At 58.6% G+C, this 17,085-nt stretch carries 19 protein-coding genes; 5 read left to right on the top strand and 14 right to left on the bottom strand.

The features are described from left to right. Nucleotides 1–1,167 precede the first annotated feature (1,167 nt). A complete protein-coding gene (gene mraY / locus ABD059_RS04325) occupies nucleotides 1,168–2,271 on the bottom strand; it encodes a phospho-N-acetylmuramoyl-pentapeptide-transferase (RefSeq protein ID WP_343878038.1) in 1,104 nt (367 codons plus the stop codon). 450 nt (nucleotides 2,272–2,721) lie between these two features. Between mraY and ABD059_RS04330 the strand changes: the two genes are divergently transcribed. After that, nucleotides 2,722–3,576: a PhzF family phenazine biosynthesis protein gene (locus ABD059_RS04330; RefSeq protein WP_343878039.1), complete on the top strand. Its 855-nt coding sequence runs from the start codon at nucleotides 2,722–2,724 to the stop codon at nucleotides 3,574–3,576. 94 nt (nucleotides 3,577–3,670) lie between these two features. Here ABD059_RS04330 and ABD059_RS04335 read toward each other — a convergent pair whose 3' ends face one another. The 4 genes from ABD059_RS04335 to ABD059_RS04350 form a co-directional block, all read right to left on the bottom strand. Further along, entirely contained in the window at nucleotides 3,671–4,336 is a 666-nt protein-coding gene (locus tag ABD059_RS04335; RefSeq protein ID WP_343878040.1) for a TetR/AcrR family transcriptional regulator, read from the bottom strand. A gap of 67 nt (nucleotides 4,337–4,403) precedes the next feature. After that, on the bottom strand, nucleotides 4,404–5,699 hold the full coding sequence (locus tag ABD059_RS04340; protein ID WP_343878041.1) for an ABC transporter permease: 1,296 nt from the start codon (nucleotides 5,697–5,699) through the stop codon (nucleotides 4,404–4,406). Continuing rightward, nucleotides 5,696–6,403: an ABC transporter ATP-binding protein gene (locus tag ABD059_RS04345; protein ID WP_343878042.1), complete on the bottom strand. Its 708-nt coding sequence runs from the start codon at nucleotides 6,401–6,403 to the stop codon at nucleotides 5,696–5,698. Before ABD059_RS04345 ends, ABD059_RS04340 begins: the two co-directional genes overlap by 4 nt. 819 nt (nucleotides 6,404–7,222) lie before the next feature. Continuing rightward, on the bottom strand, nucleotides 7,223–7,780 hold the full coding sequence (locus tag ABD059_RS04350; RefSeq protein WP_343878044.1) for a TetR/AcrR family transcriptional regulator: 558 nt from the start codon (nucleotides 7,778–7,780) through the stop codon (nucleotides 7,223–7,225). A gap of 79 nt (nucleotides 7,781–7,859) precedes the next feature. Here ABD059_RS04350 and ABD059_RS04355 point away from each other — a divergent pair, with 79 nt between their 5' ends. After that, nucleotides 7,860–9,398 (top strand): MFS transporter, encoded by a 1,539-nt coding sequence (locus ABD059_RS04355; RefSeq protein WP_343878045.1) that lies wholly within the window; start codon nucleotides 7,860–7,862, stop codon nucleotides 9,396–9,398. Nucleotides 9,399–9,572: 174 nt separating this feature from the next. Here ABD059_RS04355 and ABD059_RS04360 read toward each other — a convergent pair whose 3' ends face one another. Further along, nucleotides 9,573–9,980, bottom strand: coding sequence for an ASCH domain-containing protein (locus ABD059_RS04360; RefSeq protein WP_343878046.1), 408 nt, complete (start codon nucleotides 9,978–9,980; stop codon nucleotides 9,573–9,575). Between the two features lie 91 nt (nucleotides 9,981–10,071). Between ABD059_RS04360 and ABD059_RS04365 the strand changes: the two genes are divergently transcribed. Both ABD059_RS04365 and ABD059_RS04370 read left to right on the top strand, forming a co-directional pair. Continuing rightward, entirely contained in the window at nucleotides 10,072–10,569 is a 498-nt protein-coding gene (locus tag ABD059_RS04365) for a tetratricopeptide repeat protein (RefSeq protein WP_343878047.1), read from the top strand. A gap of 121 nt (nucleotides 10,570–10,690) precedes the next feature. After that, a complete protein-coding gene (locus tag ABD059_RS04370; protein WP_343878048.1) occupies nucleotides 10,691–11,218 on the top strand; it encodes a GNAT family N-acetyltransferase in 528 nt (175 codons plus the stop codon). A 238-nt stretch (nucleotides 11,219–11,456) separates the two neighbouring features. Here ABD059_RS04370 and ABD059_RS04375 read toward each other — a convergent pair whose 3' ends face one another. The 7 genes from ABD059_RS04375 to ABD059_RS04405 form a co-directional block, all read right to left on the bottom strand. Then, complete coding sequence (locus ABD059_RS04375) at nucleotides 11,457–12,296, bottom strand: class I SAM-dependent methyltransferase (RefSeq protein WP_343878050.1); 840 nt, start codon at nucleotides 12,294–12,296, stop codon at nucleotides 11,457–11,459. After that, nucleotides 12,293–12,424, bottom strand: coding sequence for a hypothetical protein (locus ABD059_RS04380; protein ID WP_343878051.1), 132 nt, complete (start codon nucleotides 12,422–12,424; stop codon nucleotides 12,293–12,295). The genes ABD059_RS04375 and ABD059_RS04380 overlap by 4 nt, the downstream gene beginning before the upstream one ends. Then, on the bottom strand, nucleotides 12,421–13,035 hold the full coding sequence (locus ABD059_RS04385; RefSeq protein ID WP_343878053.1) for a hypothetical protein: 615 nt from the start codon (nucleotides 13,033–13,035) through the stop codon (nucleotides 12,421–12,423). The genes ABD059_RS04380 and ABD059_RS04385 overlap by 4 nt, the downstream gene beginning before the upstream one ends. Then, entirely contained in the window at nucleotides 13,032–14,879 is a 1,848-nt protein-coding gene (locus ABD059_RS04390; RefSeq protein ID WP_343878055.1) for an alpha/beta fold hydrolase, read from the bottom strand. The genes ABD059_RS04385 and ABD059_RS04390 overlap by 4 nt, the downstream gene beginning before the upstream one ends. Before the next feature lie 68 nt (nucleotides 14,880–14,947). Next, on the bottom strand, nucleotides 14,948–15,139 hold the full coding sequence (locus ABD059_RS04395) for a hypothetical protein (RefSeq protein WP_343878057.1): 192 nt from the start codon (nucleotides 15,137–15,139) through the stop codon (nucleotides 14,948–14,950). 8 nt (nucleotides 15,140–15,147) lie between these two features. Continuing rightward, nucleotides 15,148–15,324 carry a hypothetical protein gene (locus ABD059_RS04400; protein WP_343878058.1) on the bottom strand — a complete coding sequence of 59 codons (177 nt, stop codon included), beginning with the start codon at nucleotides 15,322–15,324 and terminating at the stop codon, nucleotides 15,148–15,150. 27 nt (nucleotides 15,325–15,351) lie between these two features. Beyond that, the gene (locus ABD059_RS04405) at nucleotides 15,352–15,573 is read right to left on the bottom strand and encodes a hypothetical protein (RefSeq protein WP_343878059.1); all 222 of its coding nucleotides are present in this window, start codon (nucleotides 15,571–15,573) and stop codon (nucleotides 15,352–15,354) included. 291 nt (nucleotides 15,574–15,864) lie between these two features. Between ABD059_RS04405 and ABD059_RS04410 the strand changes: the two genes are divergently transcribed. Beyond that, the gene (locus tag ABD059_RS04410) at nucleotides 15,865–16,254 is read left to right on the top strand and encodes a thiol-disulfide oxidoreductase DCC family protein (RefSeq protein WP_343878060.1); all 390 of its coding nucleotides are present in this window, start codon (nucleotides 15,865–15,867) and stop codon (nucleotides 16,252–16,254) included. Between the two features lie 129 nt (nucleotides 16,255–16,383). Here the strand turns inward: ABD059_RS04410 and ABD059_RS04415 are convergent, their stop codons facing one another. Beyond that, nucleotides 16,384–17,016 (bottom strand): ScbR family autoregulator-binding transcription factor, encoded by a 633-nt coding sequence (locus tag ABD059_RS04415; protein ID WP_343878062.1) that lies wholly within the window; start codon nucleotides 17,014–17,016, stop codon nucleotides 16,384–16,386. Nucleotides 17,017–17,085 lie beyond the last annotated feature (69 nt).

Consider the following 17,085-nt stretch of genomic DNA (forward strand, 5'->3'; position numbering starts at 1 on the left):
TGACCCGCGGAAACGTTGGGTGGGAGGGCCCTCGCTTTCTGGGAATTTCGCTTGCGGCAGGGGTTAGTTATTGTCATGCTGAATCCGTAGGATCAGGTCTCATGAAATCTCTCGCGGACGGTCAGCTAGAAAGTGAAGCGGGCCCGTATGGTCGATCTGCTTCCGCTCAGTTGGAGCACGTCCCTGACTCTGAGCAGAGGAAAAAAACCCTCGGAGTTCTTGGCAAAAGCGGCTGCAAGCAGCGATCACGCTGCCAATCCTCGTTCTCCTCTTCCTGATGTACATGCCGTCAGTGGACGTGATCACCTCGCGCTCCCGCGATGCCGTGATTCTTCTGACTGAAGCCAGAAGTACTAAGAAGACGCTGCAGCGTTTCGGATCTATGGTTCGCGCCAGGTGCACGGACAAGTGGGCTTGAATTTGCGAGAATTGCGATCGAGGAATACGTTCCTGCCGGAGTCCCAGTCGTTGTAACCGCAGCGTCGGAGAGAATAGCCGCTCTACGAGCGGTTCGGGTTTTACGTCAGAAACCAGGCAGTCTGAATCTGATTGGGTGATCACCCGCCCATCATGTGTGACGCGTTGGGGTACACCCATCCGCAACAGGGATCGGAAATCTTCCGTGAGGATCGGTCTCGAGAATGATCGTTTAGGCGACGTCGCTGGTGAGCCGCAAGTGGTGAGAACTGCGCGGTACTGTACGTCTGGTTCTTGTCTTAGCTGTAGACGTGAAAGGGTATTGCAATGAGTTTCGCACCAACCGACACCGAGCGTTCTACCTATACGAACCGCTTAGGAACCATTGCGATGCGAATTGGAATAGTTGCAGCGGTTGGTTCTCTTGTCGCGTCGACGTTTGTGGGTTCGCAACTCGGTCCGCTTGAGGTTGAGAGTGCCCAAGGCCTTAGCGAATCGGAGCGGAGCCTTCTGATAGCTTGTTTCGCGGCTTTGGGGTCGCAAGTGTTGTGGCTGGGACTTAGTCTCTGGGCACTCATCCAAGGAGCAGTGGCTGTATCAAAGCGGCGAGGTCGTCAACAAGGCATTGTGGCTATTTGGATAGCAATAGGTGCTCCTGTCATCTCCTTTGTCCTCTTTGTGGGGTTGACTCTGATCACTTCACCGTTGGGCTAAATGATGTATAGCTTCGGCCTATGACGATGAATTGCGTTACACCAGTACAACCCATTCGGCGTAGAAGATGCCGAGCGCGGCGGCGACGAAGAGGGCAGCAACGATCCAGAAGCGGGCTACTACTGTTACTTGTTCCCATCCCTTCAGCTCGAAATGGTGGTGCAGTGGGGTCATCCGGAATACTCGTTTGCCTCCGGAAAGCTTGAAGTAGGACACCTGGATGATGACGGACATGGTCACCATCACGAACAGTCCGGCCAGGATGACGAGGAGGAGTTGGGTGTGGGACAGGATGGCGAATCCAGCCATTGCACCGCCTAGGGCGAGTGAGCCGGTATCGCCCATGATGATTTTTGCTGGCGAGGTGTTCCACCAGAGGAATCCAACGAGTGAACCGCACAACGCTGCTGCGATCAGGGCCAGGTCGAGTGGATCTCGTACTTCGTAGCAAATGTTGTCAGGGACACCGGGATTGGCGCAGCGCTGATTGAACTGCCAGATACCCATCAGCATGTAGGCACCGAAAACGAAAATTGAGACGCCTGTGGCTAGACCGTCCAACCCATCAGTGACATTCACGGCGTTGGACGTAGCGGTGAGGATAAAGGTGGACCACAGGATAAAGAGGATTGCCCCGACCAACGGGCCAGCGAACGCCAGATCGAGGGAAGTATCCCGGACGAACGATATAGCGGTAGAGGCCGGAGTCCGCCCGTTCTCATCCGGGAAGTTGAGAGCCGGAATAGCGAATGCCACGCCGACAGTTGTCTGGCCGATGATCTTCGCGCGTCCGGTGAGGCCAAGGCTGCGCTGCTTGGAGATTTTGATGTAGTCATCACAAAAACCCACCAAACCCATACCAATAGCGACCAGTAGCAGCAGCAGTCCGGAGGCCGATGGGCCGGCCGATTCGCTGAACATCATCATGATGCCGTGTGTCGCGAAGTAGGCGATCACCACCGCTCCAATGATCACTGCCCCACCCATTGTGGGTGTTCCGCGCTTGGTGTGGTGAGAGGTCGGGCCATCTTCACGGATGAACTGACCGTAGCTCTTCCTGACTAAGAAACGCGCGAACAAGGGCGTGCCGAATAGGGCGATAATCAAAGCTAAAGCCGCAGCAAGTAGCAGCGCAATCATCTAATGGGCACCCACTTATCAGCTGAACCAAGACCGGATGCTTCGCTATTCACGTTTCCCCCATGTATCGCCTGCGACTCCGCCGAGGTTATCAAAGGACCAGAGCAGGATCAGTGAGGCCCGCCCAAGCACTCCCTCCTCGCTGCGCCACGCAAACGATGAATTGTGTGAGCTGAACAACGACGGCAACATGCGGAAGCCTTCAGCTCGTTTCTACAGTCGGCTTCGGATCCTTACCCTGAGTGTTCATCGGGTGCGTGGTAGGTTCTATTCATCATGATCAGCCCGCTCGCCTCCCGGCTCGGGCTGATTTTCTTTAACCGGGAGAGCCATGGCTTGGATAGGGCCAGACACATCGAGCATGTGGTGCGCGAGCTGCGTCGTCGCTGACTTACGGCGGTTGCTGGTGGAACACATTTGGGCCATCGATGGTGAATCAGAGGAGACACCTTGACCATTTTCCCCGCCTCCGAGGTCAGCCGCTACGCGGCATTCGCGGACCGAGCCGACCGCGGGAACCCCGCCGGAGTCGTCCTCCACGCACAGTCTCTGACCCCATTGGAGATGCAGCGCATCGCAACCGATGTGGGATACAGCGAAACCGCCTTCGTGACCTCGCCCCTTCGGCGCGGCACCGCGCTGACAGTGCGCTACTTCGCCCCTGGGGGAGAAGTCGACTTCTGCGGACACGCGACCATCTCCACTGCGGTAGCCCTGGGACACGAACTTGGCTTCGGGGACTTCACCCTGGACACGAACGTCGGAAACGTTCTCGCATCCGCCACCAACGCCGGTACAGCAACCAGTGGAGCATTCCAGAGTCCCACCATCTCAAGCACACCCATAGACCCTGGCCATCTCAACGATCTCCTGGACTACCTCGGATGGGACAGCACGGACCTGCACCCCGATTACCCACCGGCCATCGGATTCGGAGGTAATCATCACCCTGTGCTCGTCGCCCAGAAAACATCAAGGCTCGCTGAGCTCAGCTACGACTTCGAGAAACTTCGTGCACTCTGCCGGGCCCAAAATTGGGTGACCATTCAGCTCATTGCCCCCGCTGGGGCCGGACAATGGCATTCACGGAATCCGTTTCCCTGGGGCGGAGTCATCGAAGACCCAGCCACAGGCGCAGCGGCAGCGGCCTTCGCCGGCTACCTCAAAACGCTCGGCCGGGTCACAGCCGGTGACCAGCTCACGATCACTCAAGGACTCGAAATGGGACGCCGCAGCTGTATCAACGTCAAACTCCTCGCCACCGCCGCCCTCATCTCGGGACCCGTCACCCCTATTACCGCCTAACCGCGAACCTGGTTGACGTATCAAGAGGCTACGGGGTGCGGGAAGGGAGGGCGGGGCGTCTTACCGAAGCCAGATCGGATTCTTGCGGCCATTGTCAGCGCTTTTCAGAACCATCGTCCGTGGAGGATTGGGCGGGACGATCCGGCGGGATGAGTTTTTTCAACGCTGATTTTAGGAGCGATGTGGGGCCCACCTCACTTGCAATGGCGCCATCGTGTGGTTGCTCGAATTTGAAACGCACAACGCCGGGTATGAGGTGGGCAATTAGTGTGCTTTGCTGGCGGATCGCATCTTCTGTTTCCCCAGGTTGAGCGTGTCTGCGCAAACGAAGATAGAGGATGCCGCAGACGTCGTCGTGGATAGCTGACAACCGCTCCATTTCCTTTTGCATCAGTGAGGGTGTCTGGGTGATGATCTTCATCCGCGTGGCGACAAGTTCCGGGTCAGTCGCTCCTCCGGGTAGGAGCGCGGCGAGGAGGTCCAACAGATCCCCGAGGAGGTCGGGGGAGTCTGAAGCGAGGAATTCGCGTACTTTTTGTTCGTTGAGACTGGCGGGGACAGTGCCGAGGATCGCGGCGTCTTTTGTTCCGTAGTAGTTGAAGAAGGTGCGCTGGGATACATGGCTTGCAGCGCAAATCATGTCTACGGTGACAGCTTCGAGGCCGTGTTCGAGCACGAGAGCGACTGCGCTCCGTTCGATGGTGAGTGCCGTCGCTGCTTGTTTACGTTGGCGTGGTCCCGGTTCTTTGGGGGCTATCATGCGCGGTTCCTCCTGCTACGAGTTCGCCCTTCGCGCGCCGGCGGGTCTTGTCGATTGGATCATATGATCACTCGTAGCGTAGCGAGTCGATGGGGTTCTTTCGCGCGGCCCTGCTCGCAGGAAGCGTGCCGGAGACAAAGGCAATAGCCATGATGAGGGCTATGACCCCGATGATGGCTGAAGGCTCGAAGAGCAGGATCTCCAATCCGGGGAGTGCCGAGAGGGGACCTGCGCTGAGGATGGAGTTGAGGGCTGTTCCGATCACGACGGCGCTGGTGACACCGATAGCACTGCCGAGGAACCCGATAAACGCGGCTTCGAGGCTGAAGAGGGAGAACACTTTGCCGCTGCGCATTCCCATCGCTTTCATCAGACCGATTTCGCGGGTGCGTTCCTGCACACTCATCAGCAACGTGTTCACGATCCCGAACGCGGCAGCAATGAGCGCGATGACAGCGAAGGCGTTTAAGACGCCGACAATCCCATCGATGACGGTCTTGATGACTCCGAGTTGGTCCTGAATGGTTTGAGCACTGAAACCCGCATCCGCGATCTCGGTTCTCAGCGTGTCGATTCCGGCGGCGGACTGGGACGGGTCGAAGTAGGCGACGGCGAGGGGGTAACGGGCCGGGCCTGTGTCGATCCGCGCTGACTGGAGGTCGGCGGCTTCGGCAACCAGTGCAGGATTCGCTCCCGCGCCGGAGGCGAGGAGACTGTCCTGAGACACGCCCACGACGACGGCATCGACCGTGTGCTGCTCCCCGAGCAGATCGGTCAGACCCAGTTGGACGGTGGAACCGACGGCGTCGTCCGCGTCGGCGAAGCCAAGCGATTCCACGTAATCGGAGGGAATCACTGTTTCGTTGGTCGATGAGTCTTGCGAGAGTTGCTCTCCAGCGAGGAGATCAGCCTGCGTGATCGATGATGTGGGGTTGATGCTGAACTCATACTGTGGTCCGCCAGCGTGTTCGATGAAGTCGATGGCGATGCCCTGGACCGGGTCCACGCTGAGGACGCCGTCGATAGCGGCCAGTTCGGCGAGGTCCGGGTCGGTTAGCGGATCGCTTCCGCCTGGCCCCGGGAGGCTAGTTCCTCCGGCGCCGGAGGATGCGCTCGAGGTGGCAGGGTCGTACGGGACGGGACCGTCAGTCGACGTCGGTACGGTGCGGGAGATGATGAAAACATCATCTGAGCCTAGGCTCGCCACCTGCTTCGTGACGTAGTCGGTGACTCCCGCGCCTACTGCTGTCGTTAAGGTCAAGGTGAACGCACCAATGAATAGCGCGAGCACGGTGAGGGTTGTCCGGAGCTTGCTGCGGAAAGTGTTGCGAACGGCGGAACCGATCAGGTCAGTGGCTTTCATGCTGCGTCCTCCGTCTTGCGGGATTCGGAGACTATGACGCCGTCGTGCACAAAGACTTGACGGTCACACCGCGCCGCGAGGTCCTCGTCGTGGGTCACGATGACCAGCGTGATCCCAAGATCACGGTTCAAATCAAATAGCGTATCCTCGACCACTCTTCCCGTTGCACTGTCGAGGTTGCCGGTTGGTTCATCAGCGAAGATGACGCTCGGTTCGTTGACCAACGCCCGACTGATCACCACCCGCTGCTTCTGACCGCCGGAGAGGTCAGTGGCTTTATTGGAGGCTTTGTCTGCGAGTTCGAACTGTTCCAAGACTGCCAGCCCGCGTTCTTTCCGCAACTTGCCCGGAACACCCGCTATTTTCAGAGGCAAGGTGACGTTGTCGAGCACTGAGGCGCCAGGTGTGAGGAAAAACTGCTGGAAGACGAAGCCGAACTCTTTATTGCGGACCTCGCTCATTTGCTTTGCGGGAAGAGACAGCGCGTCTTGACCGGCGAAAGAAACTGTTCCAGCATCAGGGACATCGAGCAGCGCGATAATGTGCATCAGCGTGGATTTTCCAGATCCACTCTTACCCACGATGGCAACACTTTCACCCCGGTGTACTCGGAGAGAGACATCTCGGAGCGCCTCAAACCGGCCCGTCCCTGATCCGTAGGCTTTGCTAATATTCTTGGCGTCGATGATTGGCGTGGATGTCATTGCTGTGACCTTCAGTCCTGTCCCCCGGTAAAACTTGCAGTGACTGCATAATAACATGCTTAGGCTGTAGTTTCTCTAGTTGCTCAGCACTGGCCTCGGGGAGGGCGTCGCCATAGCGCCACTTGAGAGCGTCGAGAGTCCGGTTGTAACCATCGAGAAGACCAACGTCGGCAGGTGTCATGAACTCGTCTTCCCGAGCCCAGCGACATTGCCGCGATCGTTAGGCAAGCCAGACCCTAGTTGACGTATTTGAACGTTATCGGCGTCAGCCATAAAGAAAAGAGTCAAGTAAGCCTTCAGCAGTCCCTATCGATGTAGTGTTCGGTGGTCACTGGGTACAAATATTTGTAGTGTGGGGTGATGGGGAGCACTGGAAATGGATCTGATCCAAATAGGACGCGTGCCCAATCAATCTGGTTTTTGGCTTTCGGACTGGCTTGGTGCGGTGTAGGAGTAGTTGGAGCCGTTGAAGACTTCCAGCGGTGGAGCCCCTATCTAATGCTTGCCCTTGGGATAGCGATGATTGCTCGAGGGCTGGTTCTTCACTTGAAGTGGAAGCGCCATCGAGGAGTCAGCGCGGACCATCGGTGATTCCCGATAGGTCGTACGCCCAAATGTTCCGTTCAAGATGACAACCATCCCCGCCTGATCGCCTCAAACCACGCCCGCAGAGGGATCACTCACGGGCGGCCAGCGATTGGCTGGCCAGAGAGTGTTCTCTTGGCGATAGTCAGTCTTGTCGTGCTCGGCTACTGCATTAATCGCTTGCTTCGACTGTCCCGCTGGCCGATCCGCAAACGAAACGCTCATGTTCGGCGATTACATGACCAGTAAACGGCTGATGATTGGTTCGAGCGCCGCCCTGAGTTCTTCTGCGCGGTCCGGGTTGTACAGGAGTCTGGTTGCGAATCCATCAGAGACTGCGAGGATGCTGGCTGCGGTGATTGCGGGTTGCGGGACCCCCAGAGCACTGAGAGCTTGCACGAGTTGTTCGGAAATACGTTCGTCCTGGGAAGTGAGCATGTCGGCGATCCACTGGGTATGAGTGGCTTCGGCGGTGAACGCATTCCAGGCTAGGGCTTCATCTCTTCGCACCTGGTCGAGGGGGAGGGTCTCCGTGATGAGACGCACGAGATAGTCTGCTGCGTCTCCGGTGAAGGGTATGGTTTCCATTCGGGTGTCGACCCGGGCTACCAAAAGCTGGAGAGAGGCACGCAGGAGGGCCTCTTTGTTCGGGAACGTTTTTTGTAGAGCGCCGACTGACCAGCCAGCATCTGAGGCGACGGTGCGCACGCTTACAGCCTGGATGCCCCCGCGGACAATCAACTTCAGCACAGATTCAGCGAAAGCTTCGTGCTTGTCCGGGGCTCGGTTCATAGAACTAGAATACGTGTGTATTCTGTGAATCATGCAATCGCCACCGAGTTCTGAACGACAGCCCGTTCGCGTAACATCCGTGAGGTGGTCCGCCGCACTTGTGGGTGGGCCGGTGGACTTGCTCGACTTCCTGATTCCCCTGTGGGCTGGCTCTGCCCTGGGGCTGGATGCAACGATGATCGGACTGTTGGTTGCCACCGAGCTGCTGGTGTCATTCGTGGCACGCTTTCCCGCGGGGCTTCTTGCTGATGTGAGTGATCGTCGAAGTATCGCGGCAGTAGGAGCAGCACTATATGGGATTTCGTGTGCCGGGTACGCTTTCTCCTCTGCCCCCGCAATGGCGTTTGCCTCCGCTGTAGTCGGTGGTGTCGGTGGGGCACTGTTTTGGGTGCCTTTGCGCGCGATGGTCAGCGAGACGGTGGCAGAGGATTCTTCATCTTTCCCGCGACTGATGGCATGGCAAGAGACCGGCTCGTGGGTGGCATTCGTTACTGGCCTGACGCTGATCGGTTCTCTCGATTTCCACGGCGTTTTCCTCGGCGCTTCGCTAGCCTGCTTCATTGCGGCAGCATTGCTGGTTAGCGCTCCTCGCCATCCCGTGTTGCGGCTGGGCCGTGAAGCCCGGGCGATTCCTACCCGGCGGCACTGGCCAATGCTGTTCGCGACGGGGGTGACGTCGCTTGCGGAAGCAGCCATCGGGCTACTGTTGCTCCTTCATCTCCAAAGTGCTTTCGACCTTGACGTGGTGACTGTCGCCTTGGTGTTCTTGCCCGGGGCGATCGTGATGAGTTTGATGCCTGTGCCAGCGCACCGGCTGGCCATGCGTATTGGGCGGCGCAAAGTGGTTGCTATCGCTGCGTTGTCCAGTGCTCTGTTCGCGTTCTCCCTTGGATTTGCTCCATCTCCACTGCTGATTGCCGCACTGTGGATTCTCAGTGGGGCCGCTTGGGCAACCATCATCCCGATTGAACAGTCCGTGATCGCTGAAGTATCTGGTGACCGTGCGGGCAAGGGATTCGGACTCTATGAATCCGCGAGACTGGCTGGTGCCGGGGCGGGAGTCTTGGCAGCTGGGATCAGCTACGAGACCACGAACTGGCAGATCGCCTGCTTCCTCTTCGCATCCATCATTGCTCTCGGCGCCCTCATCACCCCGTGGGCGGTCAAACGCGCCGGTGCAACCAACTTTCCCCGCGACAGCGAGCCGAGAAAGTCTGCGCCCCCGGTCTCGTCCCCCGCAGTAGTGGTGCAGGGCGCCGCGCTGCGAACGGAACCAACCCAAAAGCTAACCGAGGAGGAAACCGTGACGAATACTCGGGCCGACCGCTCCAAAATCACCGGTCTTATGTGGCACGTCGCCATATTCGCCGTGGTTCAGACTGGATTGGCTCTCACCGGCTGGTCCTGGATCACCGATACCTTCAGCACTAATGACCTCGGCGCGCATCTTGGTACAGGGGGTCGTCCCGAACTCGAAGGAGTTCCAAGCCTCATCTACAACGCCGGAAAAATCTGGGTCCTAGTGGTAATCATCGATGTTCTGTGGACGACTGCGACAACACTAAAAAGTGAACCGGTACACAATAAGAGAGGTCACCGTGAAGATGCCGGAGACTAGGGCGACCAAGACAGCCCTATCCGACTCTCGATGAGCTCGATGCAGTAAGAAGTCGGCTCACGGGCATCGATCCCGACTACCGTCCGTCGCCAGATCACCCCTACAGCAACGCTATGGCCTCGATACGCAAAACACTGCATAGATTATCGGGCCCAGTGTCGCGTTGGGAATCCCCTACCGCACCACAATAAAGCGTTCGAGCACTACCAAAGATGCGCCTGTTAGCACGAACTCGTCGCCAAGTTCCGTCCTCATAGCTACCGACGTCCAGAACTGGGTATGCCCGGCCCGCCACTCTGCAACGGACTCGTACCCCTCGCCCTCCGCCAGCGCGTGGTCCAAGGGGACATCGTCCAGTCGGACAATCTGAACCTCGGACGTTTCGATGATGAACGATCCGTTGCCGTCCGAGTCGATGACGGTACCTCGCTGGCCGGTAACCGGTAGCGGCTCGCCCCCAACCTCGTACTCACGAGCGAGAGATGCTGTCGCTGTCTTGGTTCCGGATCTGATTGCAGCTAGTAGGTAGTCCCGCAACGCACCGGGAAAGGCAAATTCGACGGGGACCAATTCATCATTCACCCCACCAGCTAACCAGTACCGAGCAAGTCCGCAAGCCGATCCCTTAGGAGAGACTATGCAGTCGACCAGAGTGACATGGCAAGCTGGAATCATGACTGATGCCAGCTGGGACCAAAGAATCGGCGCATTCTACGAGCAAGAGTTCGACGATGATGACCCGAATGGCTCTATCGCCAAAATGCGCGATCTCATGTCAGGGCGGCCAGATGGTGACGCGGAGGCACTGTTTGAGTTAGCAGGCGTGCACGACGCTCTTGGGCTCGAAGGCGAGGCAATTCCGCTGTACAGGCGAGCCATCGAAGCAGGCCTCGAGGGCACACATGCGATTCGCGCGTTCATCCAGCTCGCGAGCAGTCTGCGGAATGTCGGTGATTCGAAAGAGGCCGTGTCGATCCTTGAATCGATGCCCGATGGTGGAGCTGATGAGGGTGCCCGCCAGGCCTTCCTTGCCTTGGCGTTGCACGACGAGGGGCGGCATGGCGATTCACTGCGAATAGCGCTGACAGCCCTTATTCCCACATTGGATGGGTATAAGCGGGCGCTGAACGATTACGCTGCCGAACTTCCGAGCACCGCCACGACAACCTGAAACAGAGTTTCGCACTGGGGAATCGTCAGCCGTGACAAGCCCACATAGCGATCGGCGTATGGGTTTTCTGCCGATTTGGTGCGATTGAGTGGACATGGTGGGATCTGCGAATGTAGAACTCATGACTTTTCCTCTCCGGCTCATCGCGCCTTCAGACGATGAAGCACTCGCGAAGCTGCAGATCCAGAACCGGGCCTTCTTGGCGCCGTGGGATCCTGTTCGACCGGATACTTACTTCACCCCCTCTGGCCAACGGGCCGATATCGAAGCTTCACTTATTCGCCATGAGCGTGGGGAGACAGTGCCGTGGGTCGTGTTAGGCGACGATGGCGGAGTTGCGGGCAGGCTGACCCTCAATGGCATTGTCCGGGGCCCTTTTCTGTCGTGCAGCATGGGGTACTGGCTTGCTGAAAGTGAGACTGGTAAGGGCCTGGCTACTGCGGCTGTCCAGTCAGCGCTGGCTTTTGCGGATAGTCAGTTGGGGCTTCACCGGGTGCAGGCCGAGACGTTGAAGAATAACGTCGCCTCTCAGCGGGTCCTCGCGAAAGTAGGCTTCAAAGAGTACGGGCTTGCTCCTCGTTACTTGAAAATTGCAGGGGAATGGCAGGATCACTTGATGTTCCAGCACCTAAACGGGAGCGCCCGCTAAGATCCTTCTGACGACTTTCCATTTCGCTGATTGGCGTCGATAGGGGAGGCCCGAGCGTATTCCGAATGACTGCACTTTAATCCGAAGCGTTGAAGCGGTTCCACAGCCGAAGACCGAACTCGTCCGAGGCCCCGCCCGGCCTGGTCCTTGGAGAACGGTTGAGGACCTCGGGCTAGGTCCTCTGGACCGTGATCGGTCAACACTTGTCGACAGACGGTACGCAACTCCCGGACCGAGATCAGGGCCTCCCCGAGTCTTGCTTGCTCCGTCGGCGCAGGACAAGCGCATACATCGGGGACGCATCGAGCGAATATTCTCCCCCAGAGAGCGACCCCCAGGTCTCGACTACCTCGAGGCCAGCTTGTGCAGCCAATGCGGTCAAGTCATCGACTGTGGTTAGCAGGCTGGACTCCGACATCCTCGTAATTTCGTCGCCGTCAATCCAGACCTCTTTTACTGTCCAACGGTCTCCATCGATGTCGTGGAAGGACACAAGACCTCGGTTCGAGGGTGGGTAAGGTACATAGGTGGACCCGCCACCCTGTCCAAGAGCCTGGCGGATGAGCTCCGGCGAATGGGTTTCGATCACGAGAAGCCCAGTCTCTGTGAGGAGCGCGGCCGCGTTGTGCAATGATCGCAACTGAGATTCGCGATCCGGCAGCATCGAGATCGTACCGCAGACGCAGAAGACCAGCGAGGTCACCCCCAACGCGTGGGGAACATCGAGGTCGATAGCGCTGATGTCCGATTCGATCAGCTCGATCGGCAGACGCTCGGAGGCTGCTCGTGCGATATCCAGCAGATCTGATGACCCGTCGATACCAACTAGCCGGGGTGAGGTGTCGGGGGCGAGCGCTTCCGCCAAGGGTATTAGGACTCTGCCGGTGCCGACTCCGAACTCAACAACGATAGGGCTGTCGAGGTCGCCGATCAAACTTTTCAGCGCCAGAATCTCAGACGACTCTGGGTTCAACTCACCGAAGATGGACTTGTAGATAGGTGCGACGTCACTGCCGTACTTTTCCGAGATCTGTTTCGCGGTCAGGACAGATTCGACCTCTGCCTCCTCAATCGTCACTTCTGTACGTCTTCTTCTCCTGCGCGGCGCAGAAATTCTCGCCCGCCCTTGGTTCCACGCAATCCGAGCCAGACCGCGGTGGATAGGGATGCGCCTCCGACGAGTATGAAAACAATGAGAGTTGTCATCTTTGTACCTTCTTCCTTACTTCGGTTTTCTGGGTCTGCCGGACGGCAGAGGTAGAGGGATCGCGATGGCGGTCGGTAGCCACAAGGTGTATCGGCGACAACAGCGCAACCTGCGGTTCGACCGAGTCGTCGAATCCTGCGTGCCTGACGATTGCGAATTGGTACGCGGGCGCGTCGGGGTGCGTGCGCCGCACAGCAGCTTCGGCACTCGCCTGGATCAGTCGGTAAGAGGGGGCGACGCCCACATCCTCCAGCCCATCGGCAATCGTGAGTTGTACGAGCTCGCTGGCGTGGTCGAAGATTCCTTTGTCCGCTCTGCGACCTGGAAACCATACGAGATGAGCCAGCTGACGCGGAGCGGGAGGGGACGTACGCGTCCAGGTGCTGTAGTCGCCTGATTGAAGTTGCGCACGATGGAACAGTTCGTGATCCTCCATCGCAGGAACAGGTGCGAAAAACTTCCAATTCGGTATGAGTCCGAACACGTCGGTTCTGCGCAGGCGATCAAATGCATTTCCCGGAAGCTGGGATAAGAACGTGATGACGAGGCCGCCGGAGAAGGCGGCGACGATACCGAGCTCAGCGGTCGTGACAGCCCTACGGGGCATCATTTCGCCTCCTCCGTTGTGCAGGCCAGGTCGAGGATGACGCCTGCGACCCTCACAGCGACGAGTGGGTCGGTGAGCAGCGAGTCGTGAGTCGCTTTGAAGATTGAATGAGCGTGCGCCGCTCCGTAATATTCGGCCATCTCGACCTGCATTCGGCCCGCGTCCGGATCTTCCATCGTCCGCGATGCGGAAATGATTGAGACTTTCGTGTGTGGCAGCTTCTCGAGCTGTGGCGGCTCCTCAATATCCAGCTCCCGAGCGATAGCGTCGATTTCTCGTCTCCCAGCAGTCCACATCCGGCCGTCGCGGTACTGATTGTTCGCAATCCGGCGGAAGCGACGTGGGAGTTGCTCCACCCACTCCGGGCGCTCCATCAGCGAACCGAAACCGAGGTTCACGATTGTTCCTACTTGAGCCTGCCCATCCCTGATCAGTTGCAGACCTTCACTTTGAAGTGCAGACGATGCGAATTGAGAAGGGTGGGTACTGTCGATCAAAACGATTCCGACGAGCACCTCGGATGGGATCCGGCGTGCTGCGCGACGGATAATTTCTCCGCCGAAGGAGTGTCCGACGAGGACGAGTCTCTGACCAGGTTTGTGCAGGGTAGAGACCAATGAGACGAGATCCTCAACTGAATCGTCGATGAGGTATTGACCAGTGCGATTTTTCGCGGCGTTCAGGCGCGAAGCGCCGTAACCGGCACGGTCATAGGTGATGAAGTCCACGTCGTCCGCGCGGTCGAGAGCCGATGTGATCCATCCGTAGTGCTCCTGCGTCGCGAACAGAGCGTTTTCCATGACAACCAGCACAGATGCTCCCTTGAGCTTTCCGCCGTAGTTGAGCACGTTGCCGCTGCGAGTCTCGAGGTTCTCACGGAATGGTGGACCGTCGAGCACGAGCCGTCGCCGGTGAAGTGCTGCGATCTGGATAACTCCAACCACTGCCGCCAACAGCGAGGCGCTTGCTATCGGGAGCAGGTAGCCGCCTGAACGCGCAGACTGTCTGTGAGTCGTATAGAGAATTGCAGGATGGAACGCAGCAAAACCCCACACAAACCGGCCAAGCCCCATGACCACACCGTTCAGAACGTGGAAGCTCATCGCCGACAACGAGACCAACGCACCAACTCGGGGGCCAGCAAGATAGACCAGAGGATAAGCGGATTCGAACACAAGCAGACCTGCGGTGGCAATGTGCTCGAATTTCGGATGCTTCTGCAGGAACCGCCACGCTCCGTCATGTCCATAGGTTGAGGTTCGCATCACGCCGGATAGCGCTGTTCCCTGGCGCCAGGGGCGACCCAACAGTTTGACCCACCCGGACGCGGCGTAAGACATGACCCCCTGCAGCGCGATGTACCAGAGGGTTGCATCGACGACCCGCGCACTCGGCATGAGCCTAGCCACAGCGGTCGCAGCATTCACCTGCAGCGACGCCTGGTCCGACCCGTCGCTTCCATAGCGTGATCGCACTTGACTTAACATCCCCGCCGCCACAAGACCAAGGGATGCGGCAGTTCTCACATTCCTTATTGCAGTACTCTGGCCGGGCAGAAGTATGAAACCCCCCATGGCGCATCGCACTGCGTGAAACGCCCGATCGGCACGATTGCTGTCAAGTTGGTCCAGAACCTGGGTGAGGAAAGGTGAGCGCTCAGAGAGCACGCCTCGCACGGTGTGCCAATCGTTCAATTGTCCCCGCCCAGTGTCCCTCGGACTGGCCAGAGCCTCAAGGCTGGAAAGCATGGCCGTCACTGCGCCTAATCGCTCAGAATTACGAAGAGCACGCTCGCGCTCCCCGGTTCCTTGAGCGACCAAAGTGGCGATGCTGTCAAACAGACCCATGTCCGTACCCTTCAACTACTGGTGCGTTTTGCCTAGCTGGAAGAATCTCGGTCGTCGTCGACCGATCCTCAGCCGCCGCGAACGGTCCTGCCTGCTTCAAAAGCTGCAATGAGCCCGCCCGCATATGCGGCACCGGCGAACGCAGCTGCGAATGGCGTTGCGAGCACGGGCATGCTGCTTCGCGTGACCCCCTTCTCATTCGGGTTGGTAGATACGAGGCGGTCGAGAACGGCACCTGCCCGCTGGTCGATTGTTGTCATGTCGTTCCTTACCTTCCGCCCACTTTGGGGCAGTCTTGAACAGTCGCCGCGACAGCAACGTAAGCCGCGCCGACCAGCAGAGCAGGAGTAGCCAGCACAGGCATGCTGACCAAGGCGCGCGCCGGTGCGCCGTCGACATGCATGCTGTCGAGGACGGTGGCGGCTCGCAGTGTAAGAGAGTCCATCTGGACCTACCAGCTACCAGCTACCAGCTACCAGCTACCAGCCCAGCGGCCAGCGACGTAGGCGCCGACGACGCTTCCGGCACCGGCGGCTGCTCCTGCAGCGAGCTTCCAGGTGGCGACGGCCACGACCGGAGCCGCCGCCGGTGTTGCCAACACCGGGCTGACTGACGTAGCGAACGTCCTGCCATTCGCTGCGGCGGTTGCTGCGTCGAGTGTCGCCCCGACACGCTTTTCGAGAAGGTCAATCATTTCGTAGCCCCATTCGTTGTGTAGAAGGTTTCCTGCAGGCCGACGACTATGCCGAAAGCCGCGATCGGTTCGCGCCCCCAAGGTCTAAACCCTGTCCTTCTTCAAAAAAATACCATACGCCCTGTTTTTTTGATAGGTTTTATTCATGCCCCCGGTTGCGGGCTGGAAGGTCGGTTGGCGACCTTTTATCCGGCACAATCCAGGCGTCGCTGCCGAATGCTCATGCTCTGTGTGAAGACACCTGACCCGGATTGCGGGCGGCAGGCGAATCGAAAGGAGATGCGGGATCAAGTGACTGACGTCGATGTTCCGTTCTTCATTTACGACCCCGACTGTGGCTTCTGCATGAATGCGCTCTCGTGGTTCGGACGGCGGCTGCCATCGATGATGCAACTGGCCGCCCACCCGGATGTGGATTTGTCCCGCATTGGGCTCACCACGTCGGACGCGGTGGAACAAGCCTGGGTCTACCGCCCGGGCAGGGCGCCCATCGGCGGTCATCTGGCGATCGCAGAATTACTGCGTGATCAAGGAGTGTTCTGGTCGGCGGCCGGGTTTATGCTCCGAACCCCGCCATTGAGTTGGGCGGCGAAGCCCGGCTACCGGTGGGTTGCGGGCAACCGCTACCGTCTCTCAGGTGGTACCAACGCCTGCCGGATCGATTCATCACCCTCGAAGTAGAGCAGGGCCAGTCCCGTACCAGCGCCGCTCAAGTTTGACGGTGTCGGCCCGGCCGGTCAGATGCATCCTCATCTAGCCAGATACAGCACGCAAACCTCACGATCGCCACCTAAACCGGTGGATCCGCGTTCAGCTTCTAAGCAGTGCCGAGACGTCGGGGCGTTGGGCTGCGTCTGTCGAGGAGATACCTTCGAGCAAGAACGCCCACATCTCTTCAAGGCGGTCGATGATGTCTGCCCAGTGGGTCCGCGCCTGGGAAAGAGATTGCACACCGGTGAACGTCGCGATTACAAAAGCGGCTAGCCGACCTGAGTCCTGCCGTGGAGAGATGTCGCCTTCGATGATCGCGCGATCTATGAGCACCTCACACGCCGAGATCCAGTCCTCGTAGGGCTTGCTCGCGGTCTCGACGAATACGTCTGCTGATTCCGTGCTCAGTCGAAGGCCGGCTCGCACCAGCGGATCCGAAGTGATCTGTTGGGCGAGTTCCCGTGACAGCATAATCATCGTTTCCAACCCCCTGACGGATGGGTCGCTGAGAGTTTCGCCTGCGGCCAGGAATAGCTCATGCTGCCGATCGATTACTTCCTGCGCGACAGCTTTCTTGGAGGGGAAGTGGAAGTACAGGGCGCCTTGCGTAACGCCAGCCTCTGCCAGCACATCTCCCAGCGTGGCTTGTGCATAGGTCTTCTGCGAGAACACGGTGCCGGCAGCTTGAACGATCAGTTCTCTCGTCGCGCGCGCTCGAGCTTGCTTGGCCATTCGTCTCCATTGTTTTTCGCGGAAATGCTACCGGCTTGGATGTGCTGTTCGCATCCTTCCATCGCCCGG

This window comes from Arthrobacter flavus, assembly GCF_039526005.1.
In the GTDB taxonomy this organism is placed as follows: Bacteria; Actinomycetota; Actinomycetes; order Actinomycetales; family Micrococcaceae; genus Arthrobacter_D; species Arthrobacter_D flavus.